Here is a 20,784-nt window from a genome sequence, read left to right on the forward strand (position 1 = left end):
AGGTGCACAGCTGGGTAGCCAAGTTCGGAGTGGATAAACGCTGAAAGCATCTAAGCGTGAAGCCCGCCTCAAGATTAGGTTTCCCACCCGAAAGGGGTAAGACACCTCGAAGACCACGAGGTAGATAGGCCGGGGGTGTAAGAGTGGAAACACTTTTAGCTGACCGGTACTAATCAGTCGAGGACTTGACCTTTGGCTTTGTGCAGTTTTGAAGGTCTAGATTTCCGGTGGCGATAGCGGAGGGGAAACACCCGTTCCCATTCCGAACACGGAAGTTAAGCCCTCCAGCGCCGATGGTACTGCTTTCGCGGAAGAGTAGGTCGCTGCCGGTAAAATTTTATACATTATTTAAAAAGAGGTAGTCTGTTTTTAAAATGGACTATCTCTTTTCTGTTTTTTCATGCTATAATAAATTAAAAATTTCTTTGGAGGGTTTTGGCCGTGTTAAAAAGTAATAGAATTGAACTTGTTCCATTTGAGAGTAAATATTTTGAAAAATTTGTAGAGTTTCGGAATAGTGATGATAGTAGAAATTTAATGATGCCTGGTATACCATATCCTGTCACAGTAGAAACTGTTGCAGAAAGGTGGAAAACAAAAAAAGATCCAAAAGAAAATGGAGAATTTGCTATAATACTTAGGAGCACAGGTGAATATATAGGAAATGTTTCATATAATAATGTGGACTGGAAAAATAGAAATTGTGAGATTGCGATAATGATTGGGGAAGAAAAACACAGAAATAAAGGCTATGGGACGGAAGCTTTAAATTTACTACTGGATTTTATTTTTAATGAATTAAATTTACATCGAGTAGAGTTAAGGGTTTATGATTTTAATGAGAGGGCAATAAAAAGTTACGAAAAATGCGGTTTTAAAAAAGAAGGACTATTGAGAGAAGTAGTATATAAACATGGTAAGTACATAAATGAATATGTAATGGGAATTTTAAAAGAGGAGTTTATTAATACAAACAATTATTACCAGGGAAATAATAACAATAATAAGTGAACAAGGAGGATAACTGTGAGAGCTTTCGTTGGAATTGATATAGGCGAAAAAACTATAGAGCAGATAGTGAGATTTCAGGAAACATTAAAAAATTATACTGTAAAAGGGAGATGGACTTATAAAGATAACTTCCACATCACATTAAAATTCTTAGGGGAAATAGAAATAGAGGCTATTTCTAAAATAGAAGATGCGGTAAAAGTTGCAGTAGAAGGCATCAGCCCCTTTTACATACGACTTTCAGAAGTAGGATTTTTTAAAGGTAATAAGGAGATGAGAGTTCTGTGGATAGGAACAGAAGAAAGTGAATTTCTAAATAAATTGCATCACAATATAGATAAAGAATTATATAAAATAGGATTTGCAAAAGATGAAAGGAAATTTACTTCACACATTACTATTGCCAGAGACATACGTTTAAGCATTGACATAGAAGAAGTAAATAATATTTTTGAAAAACAAGAGAAAGAGGCTATTTTAGTAGATACAATTTTTTTATATGAGAGCGTTATACAAGAAAATAGAAGAAAATATATTCCTATATTTAGTGTGCCTTTAAAATAAGAAATAAGATGCCTAAAAAGTATTTCAGACTGTAGACAAACTTTCGTAAAGGAGATATTTTGCATAAGGAGCGACTTGTTACAAAGCGGTAACAAAACTTAGCAAGACCGAGGGTGGAGGCAGGGTCGAAGCCATGGATGGCGAAGACGGGCACCTGAGGCAAGGAGGCCGATTGTGCCCGGTACCCTGCCGGAGCCCGAAGGCCGAGCTTTAGTTTTGTCGCTTTGGAACATCGGAGCGACGATGCAAAATATCTCCTTTGAATATTTTTTAACTTTGTCAACAAACTGTAAGATGCCTAAAAAGCATCTTACTCTGGATTTACATAAAGGGTCTTTTGGTTTGTATATATTACAAAACCTGGTTTTGCGCCAGAAGGTTTTTTTACATATTTTTTTAAGGTATAATCAACAGGTACATTTGAAGAATTTTTCGCTTTGCTATATTTGGCGGCTAATTTTGCAGCTTCAATAAGAGTTGTTTCAGGCACAGATTTGTTATTTGTCTTTATTATGACGTGGGACCCTGGTATGTCTTTTGTGTGAAGCCATATATCGTTAGGATTTGCGAATTTTAACGTTAGATAATCGTTTTGAGTGTTGTTTTTTCCTATATATATGTCGAAACCGTCTGAAGATACTACATGCAATGGTTGAGAAAGAGTTTGCCGTGATATTTTTTTCTTTTGCTGCTTATGTATATACCCTTGTTCAGATAGTTCATTTTTTATTTCCTCTATTTCTGATGGTAATGTACAATTTTCCAAGTTCACTAGTTGACCTTCTAAATAAGTTATTTCCTCAAGAGTATCGGATATTTGTTTTTCTATTATTTTATTGGCATTTTTTAACTTGCTGTATTTTTTAAAGTATCTTTGGGCATTTTCTGAAGGGGAATATTTTTTGTCAATGGGTATTTCAATTTCTTCGCCAGTGTAATAGTTTATAGTTTTGAAGCTTTCCATTCCTTTTTTTAGAAGGTGCATATTTGCTGTTATAAGTTCACCGTAAAGTCTAAAAGTGTCAGCATTTTTTGCTTCGTTTAATTCTTGTTGAAGCTTATCTAGTTTGTTATAAAGTTTTTCTAAATTGTTGTTGATGATTTTTCTTAAATCCGAGGACCTTGCTTGCAAATTTATTATATTTGCTTTTTCACTGAAAAATTTACAAGCAGCTTGGTTTACTGTAGGGAAAAAAGTTTTTGTAATATATTGAGTCAAATCAATACAAGAAAAGTCAATTACTTCATTTTCCTGAAAAGCAATGCAGGGTTTTAAATTTAAGATTAAAACATCTTCATATATTTTTTTTATGTGTTGATATAGATTTTCAATTTGCTCATCTTCTATTGATTCTACAAATCTGTCAGATACATTACATCTAAAAGCAACTTCTCTTGCTAAAGTGGGGCTAAATCCTTGTAGAATATCTACTAGAGTTTTTTCAATTTTTTTTGATTTGTAGTTGTTAACAGCTTCTTTAAAAGAAGGTAGCGAGAGATTATTTATATTTAACTTTTCCTGCAGTGGTGGGTAGACATATTGCCTCCCAGGTAGTACTTCTCTTACTTTACTCATATCGGAATATACTCTTTTTATGCTATCTATTATCGTTTGAGTAGCTTTGTCAATTAATATGATATTGCTGTGTCTTCCCATTATTTCAATAATTAGAGTTTTAATTGTTTGATTTTCTAATTCGTCTTTTGTTTCTATATCGATTTTTATTATTCTGTCAAATTCTACTTGTTTTATATCTATTATCCTGCCGTTTTGAAGAAATTTTCTTAAAAGCATGCAAAACATTGGAGGCTCAGCAGGATTTTCTTTATTTTCTTCTGTAAGATATATTCTTGGATAATTTGCATTAGCAGACAATAACAGTTTATAGTTTTTACCTTTATTTCGTATTATAAAGATTAATTCTTCTTTTTCAGGTTGATATATTTTATCAATTCTTCCACCAATAATTTCTTCTTTTAATTCTTTTGTTATTGCATGTAAAGTTATGCCGTCCAAAGCCATAGTTATAACCTCCAGATTCTATTGTATATAAAAAGTATACCATGAAATCGAAGGGTTTAATAGTGAAAAATTGATTGTATTGATTTTAGTTGTAACATTTGTTACAATAAAACAAGATGTAAAAATAGGAATTAAAGTTTAATTGCCATAAGTAGAAAATTGAAAAGCAAGAGAAAGAGATAGAGGAGGTGAAAAATTGAAGTGGTTACTTTTTGTGTATAAGGTCCCGAGTGATTCTTCTACAGCTAGAGTTACTATATGGAGAAGAATAAAAAAAATCGGTGCTTTGTATTTACAACAGTCTGTATGTATTGTACCTTACGTGGAAAGGTTTTTAAAAGAAATAGAGAAGCTAAAGGATGAAATTAAAGGCTTTGGAGGAGATTTTAAAGCCTTTGAAGTAGTGGCCCTTGATGAAGAAATAGAGAAAGATGTGATAGAACAATTTAATCATCAAAGGAGGGAAGAATATAGTGAAATAAAGGAACAATGTGAAGAGTTTTTTAAAGAGATTGAAAAAGAGATAGCAAGAAAAAATTTTACTTTTGCAGAATTAGAGGAAAATGAAGATGAGTTGAATAAGTTATATAAGTGGTTTGAAAAAGTAGCCCAAAGAGATGTGTTTGAGTGTGAAATAAAAAAAGAGGTTGAGAAATTATTAGAAAAAGCCAGTCGAGACTTTGAATATTTTGCTTCATTGGTTTATGAAAATAATAAAGAGTGAAGGGAGGCATTTTAATTGTTAAATGTAATTATTTTGGGGTTGACAAGTCTTCTTACAGATATATCTACTGAAATGGTATATCCTCTGATTCCACTTTTTCTCACTTCTCAACTTGGGGCAAGTCCGGCAATAGTAGGGATTATTGAAGGGTTTGCAGAAAGTCTAGCTAGTATACTTAAGGTTTTTTCAGGGTACATATCTGATAAAGTAGGTAAAAGAAAACCTTTAGCTATAGCTGGATATTCTTTTTCTACTATAGGAAAAATGTTTTTGTATTTTGCTACTTCATGGGGATGGGTTTTTTTAGGTAGAACCAGTGACAGATTTGGAAAAGGAATACGAACAGCTCCAAGAGATGCTTTGATTGCTGAAGCTGTAGATAAAGAAAACATTGGGAGAGCATATGGACTTCATAGGGCATTGGATACTTTAGGCGCAACGATTGGAATTACTTTAGCGTATTATTTTTTGACTTCTTATAAAGGGGATTATAAAGCAGTTTTTATGTATTCTCTGATACCAGCTTTTTTAGGAGTTATTGTGCTGTTTTTTGCTAAGGAAAGCACGGTAAAACATGAACTTTCAAAAAAACTTTCATTTTCTTGGAAAAGTCTTGATAGACGTCTTCAAATGTTTTTAATAGTTATTTTAATTTTTGCCTTAGGCAATTCTTCTAATCAATTTTTACTTTTGAGAGCAAAAAATGTGGGCTTTAGCGATTCGGATGTTATACTTTTGTACTTGGTGTATAATATTGTTTACATGATATTTTCATATCCAATGGGAAGATTATCTGATAAGATAGGGAGAAAAAAGCTTCTCATTATGGGTTATTTCTTTTATGGAATAGTGTATTTAGGATTTGCAATTTTGGGTTTTAAAACTGCTATGTGGGTGTTATTCTCTGTCTATGGTTTATACATCGCTTTGACTGAGGGTGTTGAAAAAGCTTTAGTTGCGGAAATTTCTCCACCTCATTTAAAAGGTACAGTTATAGGGCTTCATGCTACTTTTACAGGCATTGGCCTTTTACCGGCTTCTTTTATAGCAGGGGTACTTTGGGATACATTGGGAGTAACTGCACCTTTTTATTTTGGTGGAATTATGGGAGTTTTGGCTGCTATTGGCCTTATGATCGTTTTATGATTGTTTTCCTCACATTTTCTTAAAATATCTAACCAAATTAGCCTTTTTTGTGTTATAATATCCTTGAAGATTAGAAAATGGAGTGATATGGGTGAAATTTACTAAAATGCATGGATTGGGAAATGACTTTATAGTAATTGAGGCTCTAGAAAATGTAGATTATAGTGAATTAGCTATTAAACTTTGTGATAGGCATTTTGGTATAGGTGCGGATGGTCTTTTAGTTGTTGAGCCTTCAGGAATTGCAGATATTAGGATGAGGATTTTTAATGCAGATGGTAGCGAAGCAGAAATGTGCGGTAATGGTTCTAGATGTTTTGCAAAATATATTTATGAAAGAGGGATAGTAAAAAAAGAGAAAATGGCAGTGGAAACCTTAGCGGGAGTGATTATGCCAGAAGTTTTTGAAGAAAATGGGAAAGTAGAAAGTGTAAAAGTTTATATGGGCAATCCCATTTTTGAAGCTAGCAAAATACCTGTAAAAAGTGACAAGCAAAAATTTATAAATGAGCCAGTAAAAATAGAGGGGAAAGTTTATAAATTAACTTCTCTAAGGGTAGGAGTGCCTCATACTATTGTTTTTGTAGAATCATTAGATGAAAATATGATTAAAGAATTAGGTCCTAAAATTGAAAAATCTTCCCTTTTCCCTCAAGGCACAAATGTAGATTTTGTAAAAGTAGAAGATAAAGAAAATATTTCTGTGAGGACTTGGGAAAGAGGTGTGGGGCTTACTCTTGCTTGTGGAAGCGGCGCCTGTGCGTCTGCGGTAGCTTCAGCAATTTTAGGTAAGACGGAGCGAAATGTCAATGTCCATTTTAAAGCTGGAAAGCTTTTGGTAGAATGGTTGGAGGACAATAGTATTTATTTATCAGGAAGTGTGGAAGAAGTCTTTAGAGGTGAGATAGACTTTAGTTTAATACAGAGAGAATTTGACTATAATAAGAAAAAGGTGATATGATGATAAAAAGCATGACCGGTTATGGAAGAGGTGAGATTAAGGAGAAAGGCTATTATATAACTGTGGAAATTAAATCTTTAAACCACAGATTTTTAGATATAAATTGCAGAATGAATAAACTTTTAAGTGGACTTGAAGAAAAAGTGAGAGAATTTGTTTCAAAGCAGATTGCGAGAGGGAGAATAGAATTAAATATTGGCTTTGAAGTATATGAAAGAAGCATTAATGTTATAGAAATTGATGAGAGTCTTTTGTCAGAGTATCTTAGAGTTTTTACTGATATAAAGTCTAAATTTGAATTAGAAGGATTTATAAAGGTAAGTGATTTGGTGTATTTGCCAGAGGTTATCAAAGTAAAGAATGATGATTTGGATTTAGAAGAAATATGGAAGCTATTAAAACTGCCATTGAGTGAAGCTATTAATAACCTCATTGACATGAGAAACAAAGAAGGTATAAAATTATACGATGATGTAGTTAATAGGATAGACAAAATTTCAAATATAGTAAAAGAGATTGAAGATTTGAGTTTTGTAATGGTAGAAGATTATAGAAAAAGATTGGAACAGCGTATAAAAGAATTGGGGGTAGATATAGATCATAATAGGATGGCAATGGAAATAGCAATTATTGCTGACAAGTCATGTATTGCTGAAGAAATAACAAGGCTTAAAAGTCACATTATCCAATTTAAAGATTCTTTAGAAGAAGAAGGGTCTATAGGTAAAAAATTAGACTTTATAGTTCAAGAGATGAATCGTGAAGCTAATACCATTGCTTCAAAGTCGATAGACTATAGAATTTCTAGTAAAGTCATTGACTTGAAAAATGAAATTGAAAAAATTAGAGAACAAGTTCAAAATATTGAGTAGGGAGGAAAAAGTATGTCGATTAAATTAATAAATATTGGTTTTGGCAATATAATTTCGGCTAATAGATTGGTGGCAATAGTTAGTCCAGAATCTGCACCTATAAAAAGAATAATTCAAGAGGCAAAAAATAGAGGTATGCTTATCGATGCTACATATGGTAGAAGAACAAGAGCCGTTATAATTACTGATAGTGACCACATAATACTTTCTGCTGTTCAACCAGAGACCGTAGCTAATCGTCTCAATTCTAACAAGGAGATATTAGAAGATACTTTAGAAGAAGAGGAAGAAGAGGGAGAGTAGGGGGAATTTGTGTTGTCGAAAAAGAAAAAAGGGTTACTTATTGTACTTTCTGGGCCGTCAGGTGCAGGGAAAGGGACGATATGCAAAGCTTTGATGGAAAAAGAGAAAGATTTAAAATTGAGTATATCTGCCACTACCCGTCAGCCAAGAAGCGGAGAAATAGAAGGGAAAAACTATTTTTTCAAATCGGAAGAAGAATTTGAGAAAATGATAGAAAATGATTCTTTTTTAGAATGGGCAAAGGTATACGACCACTACTATGGAACACCAAAGGATTTCGTATTAAAAAATTTAGAAGAAGGAAATGATGTGGTTTTAGAGATAGATATTCAAGGAGCTTTAAAGATAAAAGAGAAGTTTCCAGAAGGAGTGTTTATTTTCATATTGCCTCCTTCAATGGAAGAATTAAAAAATAGGATTAAAAAACGGGGGACAGAGACAGAAGAGGAGATAATAAAAAGATTTAAAAGTGCTTATGAAGAATTAAATTATGTTTCCAAGTACAATTATGTAGTTATAAATGATAGTGTAGAAGAAGCGGTTGAAAAAATTAGAGCTATAATTATTGCAGAAAAATGCAGAGTTGATAGAAATAAGGATTTGTACTTAGAAATCAAGGAGGGATTGACATGATTTTATATCCATCAATTGTAGATTTAATGGAAAAAGTGGATAGCAAATATACTTTGTGTTCTTTAGTTGCAAAAAGAGCAAGACAGCTTATTGCTGGTGACACTAAATTATTAGACATAGATTCTGATAAACCTGTAACAATTGCTACAGAAGAAGTAAATAAAGGACTTATTACTTATCAAAGACCGCAAAAATATGGAATAAAATAGAGGGTGTTGAAATGAATACAAGCAAAAAAAATGTAGTATTAGGGGTTACAGGGGGTATAGCAGCTTATAAAGCTGCTGACCTTACATCTCGATTAGTAAAAAAAGACATAAATGTGGATGTCATAATGACAAAGGAAGCTACAAATTTCATAAGCCCTCTCACTTTTGAGGCTTTAACTAACAATAAAGTAGTTGTTGATATGTTTGCAGATAGGAAATATTGGGAGATTGAACATATTTCTTTAGCAAAAAAAGCAGATGTATTTGCAATAGTTCCAGCAACTGCAAATATTATTGCTAAAATTGCTCATGGGATTGCAGACGATATGTTAACTACTACTATTCTTGCTACAAAGAGTCCTGTATTAATTGCTCCCGCCATGAATACAAACATGTATACCAATCCTGTAACTCAAAAGAATATTAAAATTCTAAAAGAATATGGTTTTTTATTTGTGGAGCCAGCTGCCGGAAGGCTTGCTTGTGGGACTTATGGCGCAGGAAGATTGGCTGATGTAGAGGAGATTGAAAAAGCTATTTTAGAGTTATTGGACAATGAGAAGAAAAGAGACTTTGAAGGGAAAAAGGTATTAGTAACAGCAGGGCCTACTCGAGAGCCTCTTGACCCTGTAAGATACATTACAAATCGCTCTTCGGGTAAAATGGGCTATGAGATTGCAAAAGCTTTAGTAGAAAGAGGGGCACAAGTGATTTTAATTTCTGGCCCTACTTATATAGAGGTACCTAAAGATGTGACTTTTATTCCTGTAGAAACAGCGGTAGATATGTACAATGCTGTCATGATGCACCTTAATGAAGTAGACATTGTCATAGGGGCTGCAGCTGTTTCTGACTACAAACCTAAAGAGATAAAAAAAGAAAAGATAAAAAAAGATGATGAGAAATTAACTATTGAATTGGTTAAAAATCCAGACATAATGTATGAAGTAGGACAGAAAAAAGGAAACAAGATTTTGATAGGCTTTGCTGCTGAAACTACTAATTTAGTAGAATATGCACAAAGAAAGTTAAAGGAGAAAAATATGGATTTAATAGTTGCAAATGACGTAACTCAAAAAGGAGCAGGTTTTGAAGTGGACACTAATATAATAAAAATCATAGATAGAAATTTAAACGTAAAAGAATATCCATTGATGACAAAGATTGAAGCTTCTCATGTGATATTAGATGAAATAGCTAAATTGTTGTAGGGCCTTTTGGCTTTTTTTATTTGGTAAATATTTAACAGGCGGAGGTTGCCATGTTTGCCGAGGTCATTGTAGATATTAAATCTTCTAATACGGACAGGGTATACACTTATCGTATTCCTGAAGGAATGGATATAAAAGTTGGTATGAGGGTATCTGTTCCTTTTAATAATAGGTTTATAGATGGTTATGTAATAAGTATTACTGACAAGGCGTCTTATTCAGTGAATAAAATAAAGGATATCCATAGGATTTTAGACAGCTATAGCATATTTGATGAAAAAATGATTGAATTGGCTAAGTGGATAAAGGAATATTATAAATGTTATTTTTCCGAAGCTCTCCAGACTATAATGCCTGTAGGGATAAAGCAAGGGGAAAAGAAAGTAAAGGTTGTGAAAACAAATATTGATGAGATACCTTTCCAACTTTCTAAAAGAGCCCCTAAGCAATATGAGATTTTACAATATTTAAAAAATAGAAGTCCTATTAGGCTTTCTGAGCTTGTCAAGGTACTCAATATAGACTATGGAGTTATAAGAAGTTTACAAAATAAAGGGTATATAGAAATTTATGAGGAAGAAGTATTGAGATTTAGTGTAAAAGATATTGAAAGAACCAAGCCTCTATTATTGACAGAAGAACAACAAAGAGCTGTAGAAGAGGTTAAAAGTTCTATCTTGACAGGCACTTTTGATAAATATTTGCTTTTTGGTGTAACAGGAAGTGGCAAAACTGAAGTTTATCTTCAATTAATAGATGAAGCTATAAAAATAGGCAAAAGCGCTATAGTTTTAGTACCAGAAATCTCATTGACGCCTCAGACTATTGAAAGATTTGTGAGTCGATTTGGCAATAGAGTGGCTGTAATTCACAGTGGCCTTTCACCGGGAGAGCGTTTTGATGAATGGCGAAAAGTAAAAAATGGTTTAGTGGACGTAGTAGTTGGTGTGAGAAATGCAGTTTTTGCCCCTTTTAATAATCTTGGCCTTATTATAATTGACGAGGAACATGAGACTACCTACAAACAATCAGACTTAAGACCTAAATATAATGCTAAAGAAGTGGCAGAAAAGCGGTGTGAAATAGAAAAAGCAGTTCTGGTTATGGCCAGTGCTACTCCTTCTTTAGAGACCTATTATAAAGCTAATAAAGGAGAATATAAACTTATAAGACTTACAAAAAGGATTAATGTTTCTATGCCGCAGATAGAAGTTGTCAATATGAGTGAGGAATTGGCAAGCGGAAATACTTCAATATTCAGTCGTAAATTATTTTCCTATATAAAAGAAAATCTTAAAAGGAAAGAGCAAACTATTCTTTTTTTAAACAGAAGAGGATACTCTTCATTTGTTTCCTGCAGAGATTGCGGTTATGTGCCTAAATGTCCTAATTGTGATATTTCTTTAACTTATCATTTTGAAGATAAAAAATTGGTTTGCCATTATTGCGGTTATGAGGAGACTATGAAAGATACATGTCCTAAATGTGGAAGTAAAAGGATTAGGTATTTAGGTATAGGGACCGAAAGAGTAGAAAACGACATAAAAAAGTTTTTTCCTAATGCAAGAGTTTTGAGGATGGATGTAGATACCACAAGAAAAAAAGGGTCTCATGAGAAAATTTTTTATGACTTTAGAAATGGTAAGGCAGACATTCTAATCGGTACGCAAATGATATCTAAAGGCTTTGACATTCCAAATGTTACGTTGGTGGGAGTAATACTTGCAGATATAACTTTAAATCTTCCTGATTTTAGGTCCAGTGAGAGGACTTTTCAGCTACTTACTCAGGTAGCTGGAAGGGCAGGAAGAGGTGAAAAGCCTGGAAGAGTAGTAATACAGACCTATGAAGATGACCACTATAGTATAGTTACTGCAAAACAGCAAAATTATGTGAAGTTTTACAACGAAGAGATAAAATACAGAGAAATTTTTATATATCCTCCCTTTTCACATCTAATGAATATAGTGATATCAGGAGAAGAGGAAGAAGAGGTTAAAAACACTGCTGCAAACACTTATTTAACTTGTCAAAAGCTTATTAACAAACTTCAAAATAAGAGTTATAATAAAATACTAGGACCTGCTCCAGCTCCTATAAGTAAAATAAACAACCGATATAGATGGCAGGTCATTTTAAAAAGTGAAGATAGAAATATCTTGACAGAGATAGCAGAAGAAATTCAAAAGATGAAATATCCTAAGGATATAAGGATAGCTGTAGACATTGACCCTTTGAATATCATGTAAATTTAAGGAGGTATTTATTTTGGCAATAAGGTATATTAGAAAAAATGGAGATGAGGTCTTAAGGAAAAAAGCAAAACCTGTTACAGAGATAAATCCTCATATTCTCACTATATTAGAGGATATGGCACAAACTATGTATCTCAATGATGGAGTTGGATTAGCTGCTAATCAAATAGGAGTTTTGAGAAGGTTAGTTGTCATAGATGTGGGGGAAGGACTTTTAGAGCTTATAAACCCTGAGATTGTGTATGAAGAAGGAGAACAGGTGGGGGCCGAAGGCTGTTTAAGTATTCCTGGAGTAGTAGGAGAAGTTAAAAGGCCTAAAAAAGTAAAAGTAAAATATTTGGATAGAGAAGGTAAAGAGAGGGAAATTGAAGGAGAGGATTTACTGGCAAGAGCTTTATGCCATGAAATAGATCATTTAAACGGGGTTCTGTTTATAGATAAGGCTATAAGATTTTTAGATGAAGAAGAAAAAGAAAATGTCAAGGAGGTATGACTTGTTGAAAATTGTCTTTATGGGGACGCCTGACTTTGCCGTCCCCTCTTTGCAAAAACTTTTTGAAGAAGGGTATGATGTGGCTGCAGTGGTTACGCAGCCAGATAAACAGAAAGGAAGAGGAATGAAACTTAGTTTTTCTCCTGTCAAAGAAGTGGCATTGCAAAAAGGAGTAGAAATTTTACAGCCGGAGAAAATAAAAAACAATCCAGAGTTTTTAAACAGGTTAAAAGAGATAAATCCCGATGTCATAGTTGTTGCAGCTTATGGAAAGATTTTGCCTGAAGAGGTTTTGACACTGCCCAAATACGGCTGCATAAATGTCCATGCTTCTCTTTTGCCCAAATACAGAGGAGCTGCTCCGATTAATTGGGCTATAATCAATGGTGAAAGAGAAACGGGTATTACTACAATGCTTATGGATAAGGGATTGGATACAGGAGATATGCTTATCAAAAAATCTATTCCTATTTTAGAGGAAGATGATGCGGGAACACTTCATGATAAGCTTTCTCGATTAGGAGCAGAGGTTTTGATAGAAACCTTAAAGGCGTTAGAAAAAGGTACTTTGATTCCTGTGAAACAGCGGGAAGAGGAGGCTTCTTATTCACCAATACTTACTAAAGAAATGGGACATATAGATTGGAATAAAACGGCAGAAGAAATACGAAATTTGATAAGGGGAATGAAGCCTTGGCCTGGTTGTTATACTTTTTATGGGGATAAAATGCTAAAAATTTGGAAAGGCGAGATAGTTGAATACAATGGGAATGAAGAAAATGGAACAGTTTTAAAGTCAAAAGGGGATTTAATCGTGAAATGCGGTAAAGATGCCTTAAAGATAGTAGAAATTCAACAAGAAGGTTCTAAAAAAATGGGTATTAGGGAATATTTAATAGGTCACAATATACCTGAAGGGACAATCTTTAGATAATTTAAAAAGGAGAATTACTTTTGAAGGGGAAAAAAAGAGTTTTTTTGGGGATATTGGCAGTTACCTTTTTGGTTTTGAATTTAATTGTTTTGGGAATTTTATACGTAATAAATAGAGGTAGAATTGAACTTTATAAATATCTACTTATGACGTTAATGATTTTTGTTCTTTTTTTGATGGCTTTAATTGTAGCTGTTATTGGAGCAACTTTTTACGTGGTGGTCAGTAAAAAATCTAACAAATTTTTAAGTTCTTTCATAGCAAATTTTTTAGACCTTTTTTATCCTCTAGTGGTGTTTGTAGCAAGAGTTTTGGATTTAAAGATTGAAAAGGTAGAGCAGTCTTACATTGAAATAAAGAATTTTTTGTTTAATAAAAATATAAAGAGATATGCTTCACAAGACATATTGATATTGGCACCTCATTGCATACAATACAGCGGATGTAAATTTAAAGTGACTTATGATATAGATAATTGTAGACGATGTGGAAAGTGCCAAATCAATGATTTGGTAAACTTTAAAGAAAAATATGGTGTAAATGTGGCAGTTGCTACTGGAGGTACTCTTGCAAGAAAAGTAGTAAGGGATACAAAGCCAAAGGTAATAATAGCAATTGCTTGTGAAAGAGATTTGACAAGTGGCATGCAAGACGTGAAGCAAATCCCTGTTTATGGTATAATAAATGAGAGACCTAATGGCCCTTGCTTTAACACTCGGGTAGATGTGCAAAAAATTGAAGAGACTATAAAAAAATTGTTAAACGGAGGGTGAATAGTATGTTTTGGGATACTACAATAATACTTTTAATACCTGCTTTAATATTTGCTATGTATGCACAAGCTAAGGTGCAGAGCACTTTTAGCAAGTATGCTCGCGTCAGAAATAGATATGGATATACCTCCGAGGAAGTAGCGAGAAAGATATTGGATAGTATGGGGCTTTATGATGTTAGAATTGAAAGGATACCGGGCAATTTGACTGACCATTATGATCCAAGAACAAAAGTTTTAAGACTTTCTGAATCTGTTTATGGGAGTGAATCTATAGCTGCAATAGGAGTAGCTGCCCATGAAGCAGGGCATGCGATACAACACGCAAAAGGCTATGTGCCTTTGACTGTAAGAAACAGTCTTGTTCCTGTAGCTAATTTAGGGGCTAATTTAGCTTGGCCGTTAGTAATTTTGGGATTTTTCATGGGTGCTCCTGGATTACATTTGATAAATATAGGTATACTTCTTTTTAGTGCAGCAGTGCTTTTTCAAGTTATTACTTTGCCTGTAGAATTTGATGCAAGCAATAGGGCAATAGCGCTTCTTCAATCAAATGCGCTTTTTACAAGAGAAGATATTGAACCCGCTCGGAAGGTTTTACAAGCTGCTGCTTTGACTTATGTAGCTGCAGCATTAGTTTCTATTATGCAACTATTGAGATTGATTATTATAAGAAATAGCAGAGAGTAAAGGAGAAAAATACAATAAATGAAACCAAGAGAAATAGCGTATAAAATACTTCAAGAAGTGTTGTCAAAAGAAGCTTATGCGAATATTACCTTTAATAAGTATTTAAAAGGACAAGAATTAAAAGAAATAGATAGAGGTTTTACTAAAGAGTTGGTATTTGGTGTTATTGAAAGAAAGTACACATTAGATTTTATACTTTCTTTTTTTGTAAAGAAGGCTCCGGATTTAAAAACCATGATTTTTCTTGAAATGGGATTATACCAGCTTTTGTACATGGACAAAGTTCCTTCTTATGCAGCTATAAATGAGACAGTTAATATAGCTAAAAAAGTATTAGGGACAAAGAGAGCAAATTTTATAAATGCAGTTTTAAGAAACTATGAGAGAGAAAAAGAAAGAGTAATTTTCCCTGATAAAGAGAGGGATTTAAAGCAATATTTGAAGGTAACATATTCTTATCCTGAGTGGATTGTGGAAAGATTACTAAATAATTATGATGAAGAGAAAGCAGAGGAGCTTTTAAAAAGTTTAAATGAAAGGCCTGAAATTTGCTACAGGGTTAATACTCTAAAGATTGATATTGAAGATTTCAAAAGGCTATTAGATTCTTACGGTATAGCTTATAAAAAAGGCTATTATCTAGAAGAAGCATTGTATATAGATATTAAAAATCCTGAAAGTCATCAATTGTACAAAGAAGGGCTTATTTACATTCAGGATGAGGCTTCTATGTTGGTTTCTAAAACTTTAAATCCTAAAGAAGGAGATACAGTGATAGATGTATGTGCTGCTCCTGGTGGTAAAACGACTCATATAGCACAATTGATGAAAAATAGTGGTGAAGTTATCGCTTTTGATTTGCATCCTCATAGATTAGAGTTGATAAAAGAAAATTGTAAAAGATTAGGAATTACAAACGTAAAAACCGAGGTCTTTGACTCTACTTTTGTTAATGAAAAGTATCTGGAAAAGGCTGATAAAGTCTTAGCGGATGTTCCTTGTACGGGTATCGGTATAATCAGAAAAAAACCCGATATTAAGTTAAAGAATTATACGAGAAAAGAAATTTCAGAATTAATTGAAACTCAATATAAAATATTAGATTCCAGTTCAAAATATGTAAAAAAAGGTGGATTTTTAGTGTATAGTACCTGCACTATAGGAAAAGAAGAAAATCAAAATATAATAATGAAATTTTTAAAAGAACACCCTAATTTTAAATTGGTTGATATAAAAGTTGAGATGCCAAGTGGATTAAGCATTGAAACTGATTCTAGATATGTGCAAACTACGCCATTAGAACATGAAATTGATGGTTTTTTTATAAGTAAGTTAAGAAGGATAAAATAGGGGAGTTAGCTTGTGCAGAATGTCAGCTAAATAAGTTACCTATTGATCCTTGACAGGGACAAATTTTAATCTTAAATGAACACGGAGGTAATTTGAGTTGTACAATTTAAAGGATATGACCTTGGAAGAAATGGAAGAATTCTTTGTAAATATTGGAGAGAGTAGATATAGAGCTAAGCAGATTTACAAGTGGATTTACGATAAAAAAATTACAGATTTTGACGAAATGACAGATATCTCTAAGAATTTGCGCTCAAAATTAAAAGAAATCGCTTATATTTCACAACTAAAAATTGAAGCGAGAAGGGTTTCTGAAGTAGATGATACGGTAAAATACCTTTTTTTGTTGGAAGACAACAATATTATTGAAGGAGTTGCTATAAGATACAGGTTTGGAAATACTGCTTGTGTTTCTACTCAAGTAGGGTGCAATATGAGATGTAGCTTTTGTGCTTCTGCTATTGGAGGTAAAGTTAGAGATTTAAAAGCCTCAGAGATGGTGGACCAAGTTATGGCTATAGATAGCGACTATGGCAAGATTTCTAATATTGTTTTGATGGGAAGTGGGGAACCTTTTGATAATTATGATGAAGTGATGAAATTTATAAAAATAGTGAATAACCCCTATGGTTTAGGAATAGGCGGCAGGCATATAACTATATCTACTTGTGGAATAGTTCCTAAAATTTATCAATTTGCAGATGAAAAACTACAGGTTAATTTATCTATTTCATTACATGCTCCTAATGATGAATTGAGAACTCAACTAATGCCAATAAATAAGGCTTATCCATTAGAGGAATTGATGAAAGCTTGTAAGTATTATGTAGAAAAAACAAGGCGCAGGATAACTTTTGAGTATTCTTTAATTGAAGGAGTAAATGATAAAAAAGAACATGCGTATCAATTGGTTGATTTATTAAAAGGGATGTTGTGCCATGTCAATTTGATACCTATTAATTATGTAAAAGAAATAGGCTTTAAAAAGGCAAACAATGAAAAAGTTATGATGTTTAAAAAAATTATTGAAGATGCAGGGATATCTTGCACGGTGAGAAGGGAATTGGGAAGCGATATTGAAGCTGCCTGTGGACAGCTGAGGAGAAAGTATTTAAAGGAAAGGTAGGGTTTTTATGATTGTAGCTGTCCTAACTGATATTGGAAATGTGAGAGAAAAAAATGAAGATTATTATTATGCCTCAGAGGAAAAAGATTTGCCACTGTTTATTGTAGCAGATGGAATGGGAGGCCATAATGGGGGTGAAGTTGCAAGTAAGTCTGCAGTTGAGGCCATTGTTGATTATTTTAAAAAGAATTATTTTAAACTACAGGATAAAGAAATTTTTTCTATAGAAGGTTTTATAGAGAAATCAATTAAATATGCTAATAAAGTGGTTTATTCTCAAGCCTGTTCAGAATGTGAATTGACAGGGATGGGTACTACCCTTACTTTGTTATTTTTTGAAAAAAATCATTTTTTTATAGGACATATTGGAGATAGTAGGGCTTATTTAATAAGAGATAACCATATAAAACAAATTACAGAAGACCATTCATTTGTAGAAGAACTTGTAAAAATGGGTAAAATAACTCATGAAGAAGCCCGAGTGCATCCTCAAAAAAATATAATAACCAGGGCTTTGGGAGTTGATGAGGATGTAAAAGTAGATATATTTCATGACACTGTTATGCCAGAAGATATTTTGCTTTTATGCACAGATGGACTTACTAATTTGGTGACAGACCAACAAATTTTAGATGAATTTACTAAGAATGAAGATATAAATACCTCTTGTGCTAATTTGGTAAATCTTGCAAAGGCTAACGGTGGATATGATAACATAACTCTTATTGCTGTTAAGGAGGTGACATCATGATTGGACGTATATTAGGTAACCGCTATGAAATATTAGAGAAAATTGGCGAAGGCGGAATGGCTAAGGTTTACAAAGCAAAGTGTCATCTCCTTAACAGAATAGTGGCAATCAAGATTTTGAGGCCTGAATTTGCAGCAGATGAGGATTTTGTAAAAAAATTTAGAAGAGAATCTCAGGCAGCGGCAAGTCTTTCTCACCCTAATATAGTGAGTATATACGATGTTGGGCAAGAAGGGGATATTTACTACATTGTGATGGAATATGTAAAGGGACGTACTTTAAAAAAGCTTATAAGTGAAAATGGTGGGCCATTAGAGGTAGGTAGAGCGATAGAAATAGCACGACAAGTTTGCAAGGCATTGGACCATGCCCATAGGAATCGCATTATTCACAGAGATATAAAACCTCAAAATATTCTTGTTACTGATGACGATGTGGTGAAAGTTACTGATTTTGGAATTGCACGAGCTGCTAATGGTTCTACTATAACTTACACTGGAGATGTAGTAGGTACTGCTTATTATTTTTCGCCTGAACAGGCAAGGGGTGGAATAGTAGATGAAAGGACGGATATTTACTCTTTAGGAATCGTCCTTTATGAAATGTTAACGGGAAAAGTGCCTTTTGAGGGCGATAGTCCTATTTCTGTTGCTTTAAAACACATTCAAGAAGATATAATCCCCCCTTCAAAGCTAAATGACAAAGTGCCGAAAGAATTAGATCAAATAGTTTTAAAAGCTACCCAAAAGGATGTAAATCTAAGGTATCAAACTGCAGCAGATTTTCTTAAGGACTTAGACACTTTTTTGCGAAACCCTAAAGAACTAAATTTCAAAGAAGAAGAAATCACAAAAACACGAGTGATTCCTTCTAAAGATGTAGAGGAGTTAAAGAGAGCGGCCCAAAGGAAGGAAAAAGAAAAGAAAAGGAGAAATGTCATAAAAAGAATAACAACTGTTTTATTAATTCTCTTGCTACTGGCTTCTTTAGCTTATGGTACGATGTATGTCTTCAATAACTTTTTCAAAGTAAGCGATGTGGTAGTTCCAAATGTGGTAGGTTCGCCATTAAATCAGGCAAGTAAAATTTTGTCAGACCATAATTTAAAGATGGAGATAAGTGAAGAGCGGTATAGCGATAAACCTGAAAATACTGTTTTATCTCAAGACCCTTCACAAGGGAGTGTAGTAAAAACAGGAAGTACGGTCTACGTGGTGATTAGTAAAGGTAAGCAGGTTGTTGTGGTGCCTAATGTGATAAATAAAGATTATTTAGAGGCTAAAAATATTCTTGAGAATATGGGCCTCAAAGCAAATATTATAGAACAATATAATGACCAGTTTCCTAAAGAGTATGTTTTTGACCAAAATCCAAGACAAGGAGTACAGGTAGAATATAACACAGTAATTGACCTGTATGTTAGCAAAGGTCCACAGCCTGCAATAATGCCTAACGTAGTTAATATGACATTGGAGGAAGCGACAACTGCCTTAGAAAATGCTGGTTTAAAATTAGGTAAAGTCATTTATAAAGAGACAACTGATGCACCAGAAAACATTGTGTTAGAGCAAAGTGTTCCTCCAAATAGTGAAGTCCAAAAGGGAAGTCCGATAGATTTAATTGTTAGCAAGATGCCTCAAGATTCTTTACAACAACAAACTAAAAATGTTATTATTAAATTGCCTGACAAACCAGGTACTATGAAAGTGGATGTGTATGTAATACAAAACGGACAAAAGAATCTAGTATATTCTGCCGAGCACACTTATCAAGACAGCCCTCTTACTGTTCCTGTAACGGCATATAAAGGAAAAGCTACAATTGAGGTGGATATAGATGGACAGGTATATAGTACAGTGGAGGCGAGATTTTAATTGACAAGGATTGAAGGAAGAATTGTACGAGGAATAGCTGGATTTTATTATGTAGCTACAGAGCACGGCATTATAGAATGCCGTGCTCGTGGAAAGTTTAGAAAAGATAATATTACTCCCTTAGTAGGTGACATTGTAGAAATTCAAATAATAAACGATAGTGAGGGGTATATTTTAAACATTTTACCCCGAAAAAATGAACTTACAAGGCCTCCAGTAGCTAACGTAGACCAGGCGATAATAGTATTTGCTATTGTCAGGCCAGAGCTTAACAGAGTTTTATTAGATAAAATGATTGTATTGGCAGAGAGCAATGATATTGAGCCTGTGATTTGTATCAATAAGGTGGATTTAAAAGAGGATAGAGAAGCTTTTGATTTGGTGACTATTTATCAGAAAATAGGATATAAAGCAGTGGTTACTTCTACAGTTACAAAAGAAGGAATTGAGAAATTAAAATCTTATTTAAAGGACAAGGTTTCATTTTTTGCAGGCCCTTCTGGAGTTGGGAAATCCTCTTTGATTAATTCTATTCAGTCAAATATAAAACTACAGACAGGGGAGGTAAGTGAAAAGCTTCTAAGAGGTAGACACACAACAAGAAGTGTAGAACTTTTATCTCTTGATTTTGGAGGATATGTTTTAGATACGCCGGGTTTTACTGCTTTGACGTTGGATATTGATAAACAAGACCTTCGATACTATTTTAAAGAATTTTTAGAGTTTCAAAAGGGATGCAAGTTTTCTTCTTGTCTTCATGTAAATGAGCCAGATTGTAATGTTATAAAGGCTGTGGAAGAAGGATTAATAGATAAAAACAGATATTTGAGTTATCTTTCTCTGCTAAAAGAATTAAAGGAAAAAGAGAAGAGGAGGTACTAA

General features: G+C 33.5%; 21 protein-coding genes and 2 rRNA genes. 22 read left to right on the plus strand and 1 reads right to left on the minus strand.

The genetic code is table 11. From position 1 onward, the window contains the following. From BUB32_RS03180 to thpR, 4 genes are all read left to right on the plus strand, one after another. Positions 1-193, plus strand: a 23S ribosomal RNA gene (locus BUB32_RS03180); the annotation flags it as partial. A gap of 30 nt (positions 194-223) precedes the next feature. Beyond that, positions 224-332: ribosomal RNA gene (gene rrf / locus BUB32_RS03185) — 5S ribosomal RNA — on the plus strand. A gap of 109 nt (positions 333-441) precedes the next feature. Next, a complete protein-coding gene (locus tag BUB32_RS03190; protein ID WP_072967433.1) occupies positions 442-1,011 on the plus strand; it encodes a GNAT family N-acetyltransferase in 570 nt (189 codons plus the stop codon). Between the two features lie 15 nt (positions 1,012-1,026). After that, the gene (gene thpR / locus BUB32_RS03195) at positions 1,027-1,575 is read left to right on the plus strand and encodes an RNA 2',3'-cyclic phosphodiesterase (protein ID WP_072967436.1); all 549 of its coding nucleotides are present in this window, start codon (positions 1,027-1,029) and stop codon (positions 1,573-1,575) included. Positions 1,576-1,885: 310 nt separating this feature from the next. Here thpR and BUB32_RS03200 read toward each other — a convergent pair whose 3' ends face one another. Next, the gene (locus BUB32_RS03200; RefSeq protein WP_072967443.1) at positions 1,886-3,598 is read right to left on the minus strand and encodes an Rqc2 family fibronectin-binding protein; all 1,713 of its coding nucleotides are present in this window, start codon (positions 3,596-3,598) and stop codon (positions 1,886-1,888) included. Between the two features lie 196 nt (positions 3,599-3,794). Here BUB32_RS03200 and BUB32_RS03205 point away from each other — a divergent pair, with 196 nt between their 5' ends. From BUB32_RS03205 to rsgA, 18 genes are all read left to right on the plus strand, one after another. Then, positions 3,795-4,322, plus strand: a complete 528-nt coding sequence (locus tag BUB32_RS03205) for a Chromate resistance protein ChrB (RefSeq protein WP_072967445.1) — start codon at positions 3,795-3,797, stop codon at positions 4,320-4,322. A gap of 15 nt (positions 4,323-4,337) precedes the next feature. After that, the gene (locus tag BUB32_RS03210; RefSeq protein ID WP_072967446.1) at positions 4,338-5,468 is read left to right on the plus strand and encodes an MFS transporter; all 1,131 of its coding nucleotides are present in this window, start codon (positions 4,338-4,340) and stop codon (positions 5,466-5,468) included. Positions 5,469-5,559: 91 nt separating this feature from the next. Continuing rightward, positions 5,560-6,429 carry a diaminopimelate epimerase gene (gene dapF / locus BUB32_RS03215; protein ID WP_072967448.1) on the plus strand — a complete coding sequence of 290 codons (870 nt, stop codon included), beginning with the start codon at positions 5,560-5,562 and terminating at the stop codon, positions 6,427-6,429. Continuing rightward, on the plus strand, positions 6,429-7,301 hold the full coding sequence (locus tag BUB32_RS03220) for a YicC/YloC family endoribonuclease (protein ID WP_072967450.1): 873 nt from the start codon (positions 6,429-6,431) through the stop codon (positions 7,299-7,301). The genes dapF and BUB32_RS03220 overlap by 1 nt, the downstream gene beginning before the upstream one ends. Before the next feature lie 12 nt (positions 7,302-7,313). Continuing rightward, entirely contained in the window at positions 7,314-7,604 is a 291-nt protein-coding gene (gene remA / locus BUB32_RS03225; RefSeq protein ID WP_072967452.1) for an extracellular matrix/biofilm regulator RemA, read from the plus strand. 9 nt (positions 7,605-7,613) lie between these two features. Next, a complete protein-coding gene (gmk, locus tag BUB32_RS03230) occupies positions 7,614-8,237 on the plus strand; it encodes a guanylate kinase (protein ID WP_072967454.1) in 624 nt (207 codons plus the stop codon). Then, complete coding sequence (rpoZ, locus tag BUB32_RS03235; RefSeq protein ID WP_029687577.1) at positions 8,234-8,446, plus strand: DNA-directed RNA polymerase subunit omega; 213 nt, start codon at positions 8,234-8,236, stop codon at positions 8,444-8,446. Before gmk ends, rpoZ begins: the two co-directional genes overlap by 4 nt. 11 nt (positions 8,447-8,457) lie before the next feature. Further along, positions 8,458-9,657: a bifunctional phosphopantothenoylcysteine decarboxylase/phosphopantothenate--cysteine ligase CoaBC gene (gene coaBC / locus BUB32_RS03240; RefSeq protein WP_072967456.1), complete on the plus strand. Its 1,200-nt coding sequence runs from the start codon at positions 8,458-8,460 to the stop codon at positions 9,655-9,657. Between the two features lie 50 nt (positions 9,658-9,707). Further along, entirely contained in the window at positions 9,708-11,906 is a 2,199-nt protein-coding gene (gene priA, locus BUB32_RS03245; protein WP_072967457.1) for a primosomal protein N', read from the plus strand. 19 nt (positions 11,907-11,925) lie between these two features. Continuing rightward, a complete protein-coding gene (gene def / locus BUB32_RS03250; RefSeq protein WP_003869225.1) occupies positions 11,926-12,405 on the plus strand; it encodes a peptide deformylase in 480 nt (159 codons plus the stop codon). Positions 12,406-12,409: 4 nt separating this feature from the next. Further along, positions 12,410-13,339, plus strand: coding sequence for a methionyl-tRNA formyltransferase (gene fmt / locus BUB32_RS03255; RefSeq protein WP_072967876.1), 930 nt, complete (start codon positions 12,410-12,412; stop codon positions 13,337-13,339). A gap of 20 nt (positions 13,340-13,359) precedes the next feature. Further along, positions 13,360-14,112, plus strand: coding sequence for a DUF116 domain-containing protein (locus tag BUB32_RS03260; RefSeq protein ID WP_072967459.1), 753 nt, complete (start codon positions 13,360-13,362; stop codon positions 14,110-14,112). A gap of 5 nt (positions 14,113-14,117) precedes the next feature. Then, positions 14,118-14,801, plus strand: coding sequence for a zinc metallopeptidase (locus tag BUB32_RS03265; protein WP_072967461.1), 684 nt, complete (start codon positions 14,118-14,120; stop codon positions 14,799-14,801). A gap of 18 nt (positions 14,802-14,819) precedes the next feature. Continuing rightward, positions 14,820-16,151: a 16S rRNA (cytosine(967)-C(5))-methyltransferase RsmB gene (gene rsmB, locus BUB32_RS03270; protein ID WP_072967463.1), complete on the plus strand. Its 1,332-nt coding sequence runs from the start codon at positions 14,820-14,822 to the stop codon at positions 16,149-16,151. Positions 16,152-16,248: 97 nt separating this feature from the next. Next, a complete protein-coding gene (rlmN, locus tag BUB32_RS03275; RefSeq protein WP_072967465.1) occupies positions 16,249-17,277 on the plus strand; it encodes a dual-specificity RNA methyltransferase RlmN in 1,029 nt (342 codons plus the stop codon). A gap of 7 nt (positions 17,278-17,284) precedes the next feature. Further along, positions 17,285-18,028 carry a Stp1/IreP family PP2C-type Ser/Thr phosphatase gene (locus tag BUB32_RS03280; protein ID WP_072967467.1) on the plus strand — a complete coding sequence of 248 codons (744 nt, stop codon included), beginning with the start codon at positions 17,285-17,287 and terminating at the stop codon, positions 18,026-18,028. Then, positions 18,025-19,902: a Stk1 family PASTA domain-containing Ser/Thr kinase gene (gene pknB, locus BUB32_RS03285; protein ID WP_072967469.1), complete on the plus strand. Its 1,878-nt coding sequence runs from the start codon at positions 18,025-18,027 to the stop codon at positions 19,900-19,902. Before BUB32_RS03280 ends, pknB begins: the two co-directional genes overlap by 4 nt. Then, complete coding sequence (gene rsgA / locus BUB32_RS03290; RefSeq protein WP_072967471.1) at positions 19,903-20,784, plus strand: ribosome small subunit-dependent GTPase A; 882 nt, start codon at positions 19,903-19,905, stop codon at positions 20,782-20,784.

It is taken from the genome of Thermoanaerobacter uzonensis DSM 18761, assembly GCF_900129115.1.
Taxonomy (GTDB): domain Bacteria; phylum Bacillota; class Thermoanaerobacteria; order Thermoanaerobacterales; family Thermoanaerobacteraceae; genus Thermoanaerobacter; species Thermoanaerobacter uzonensis.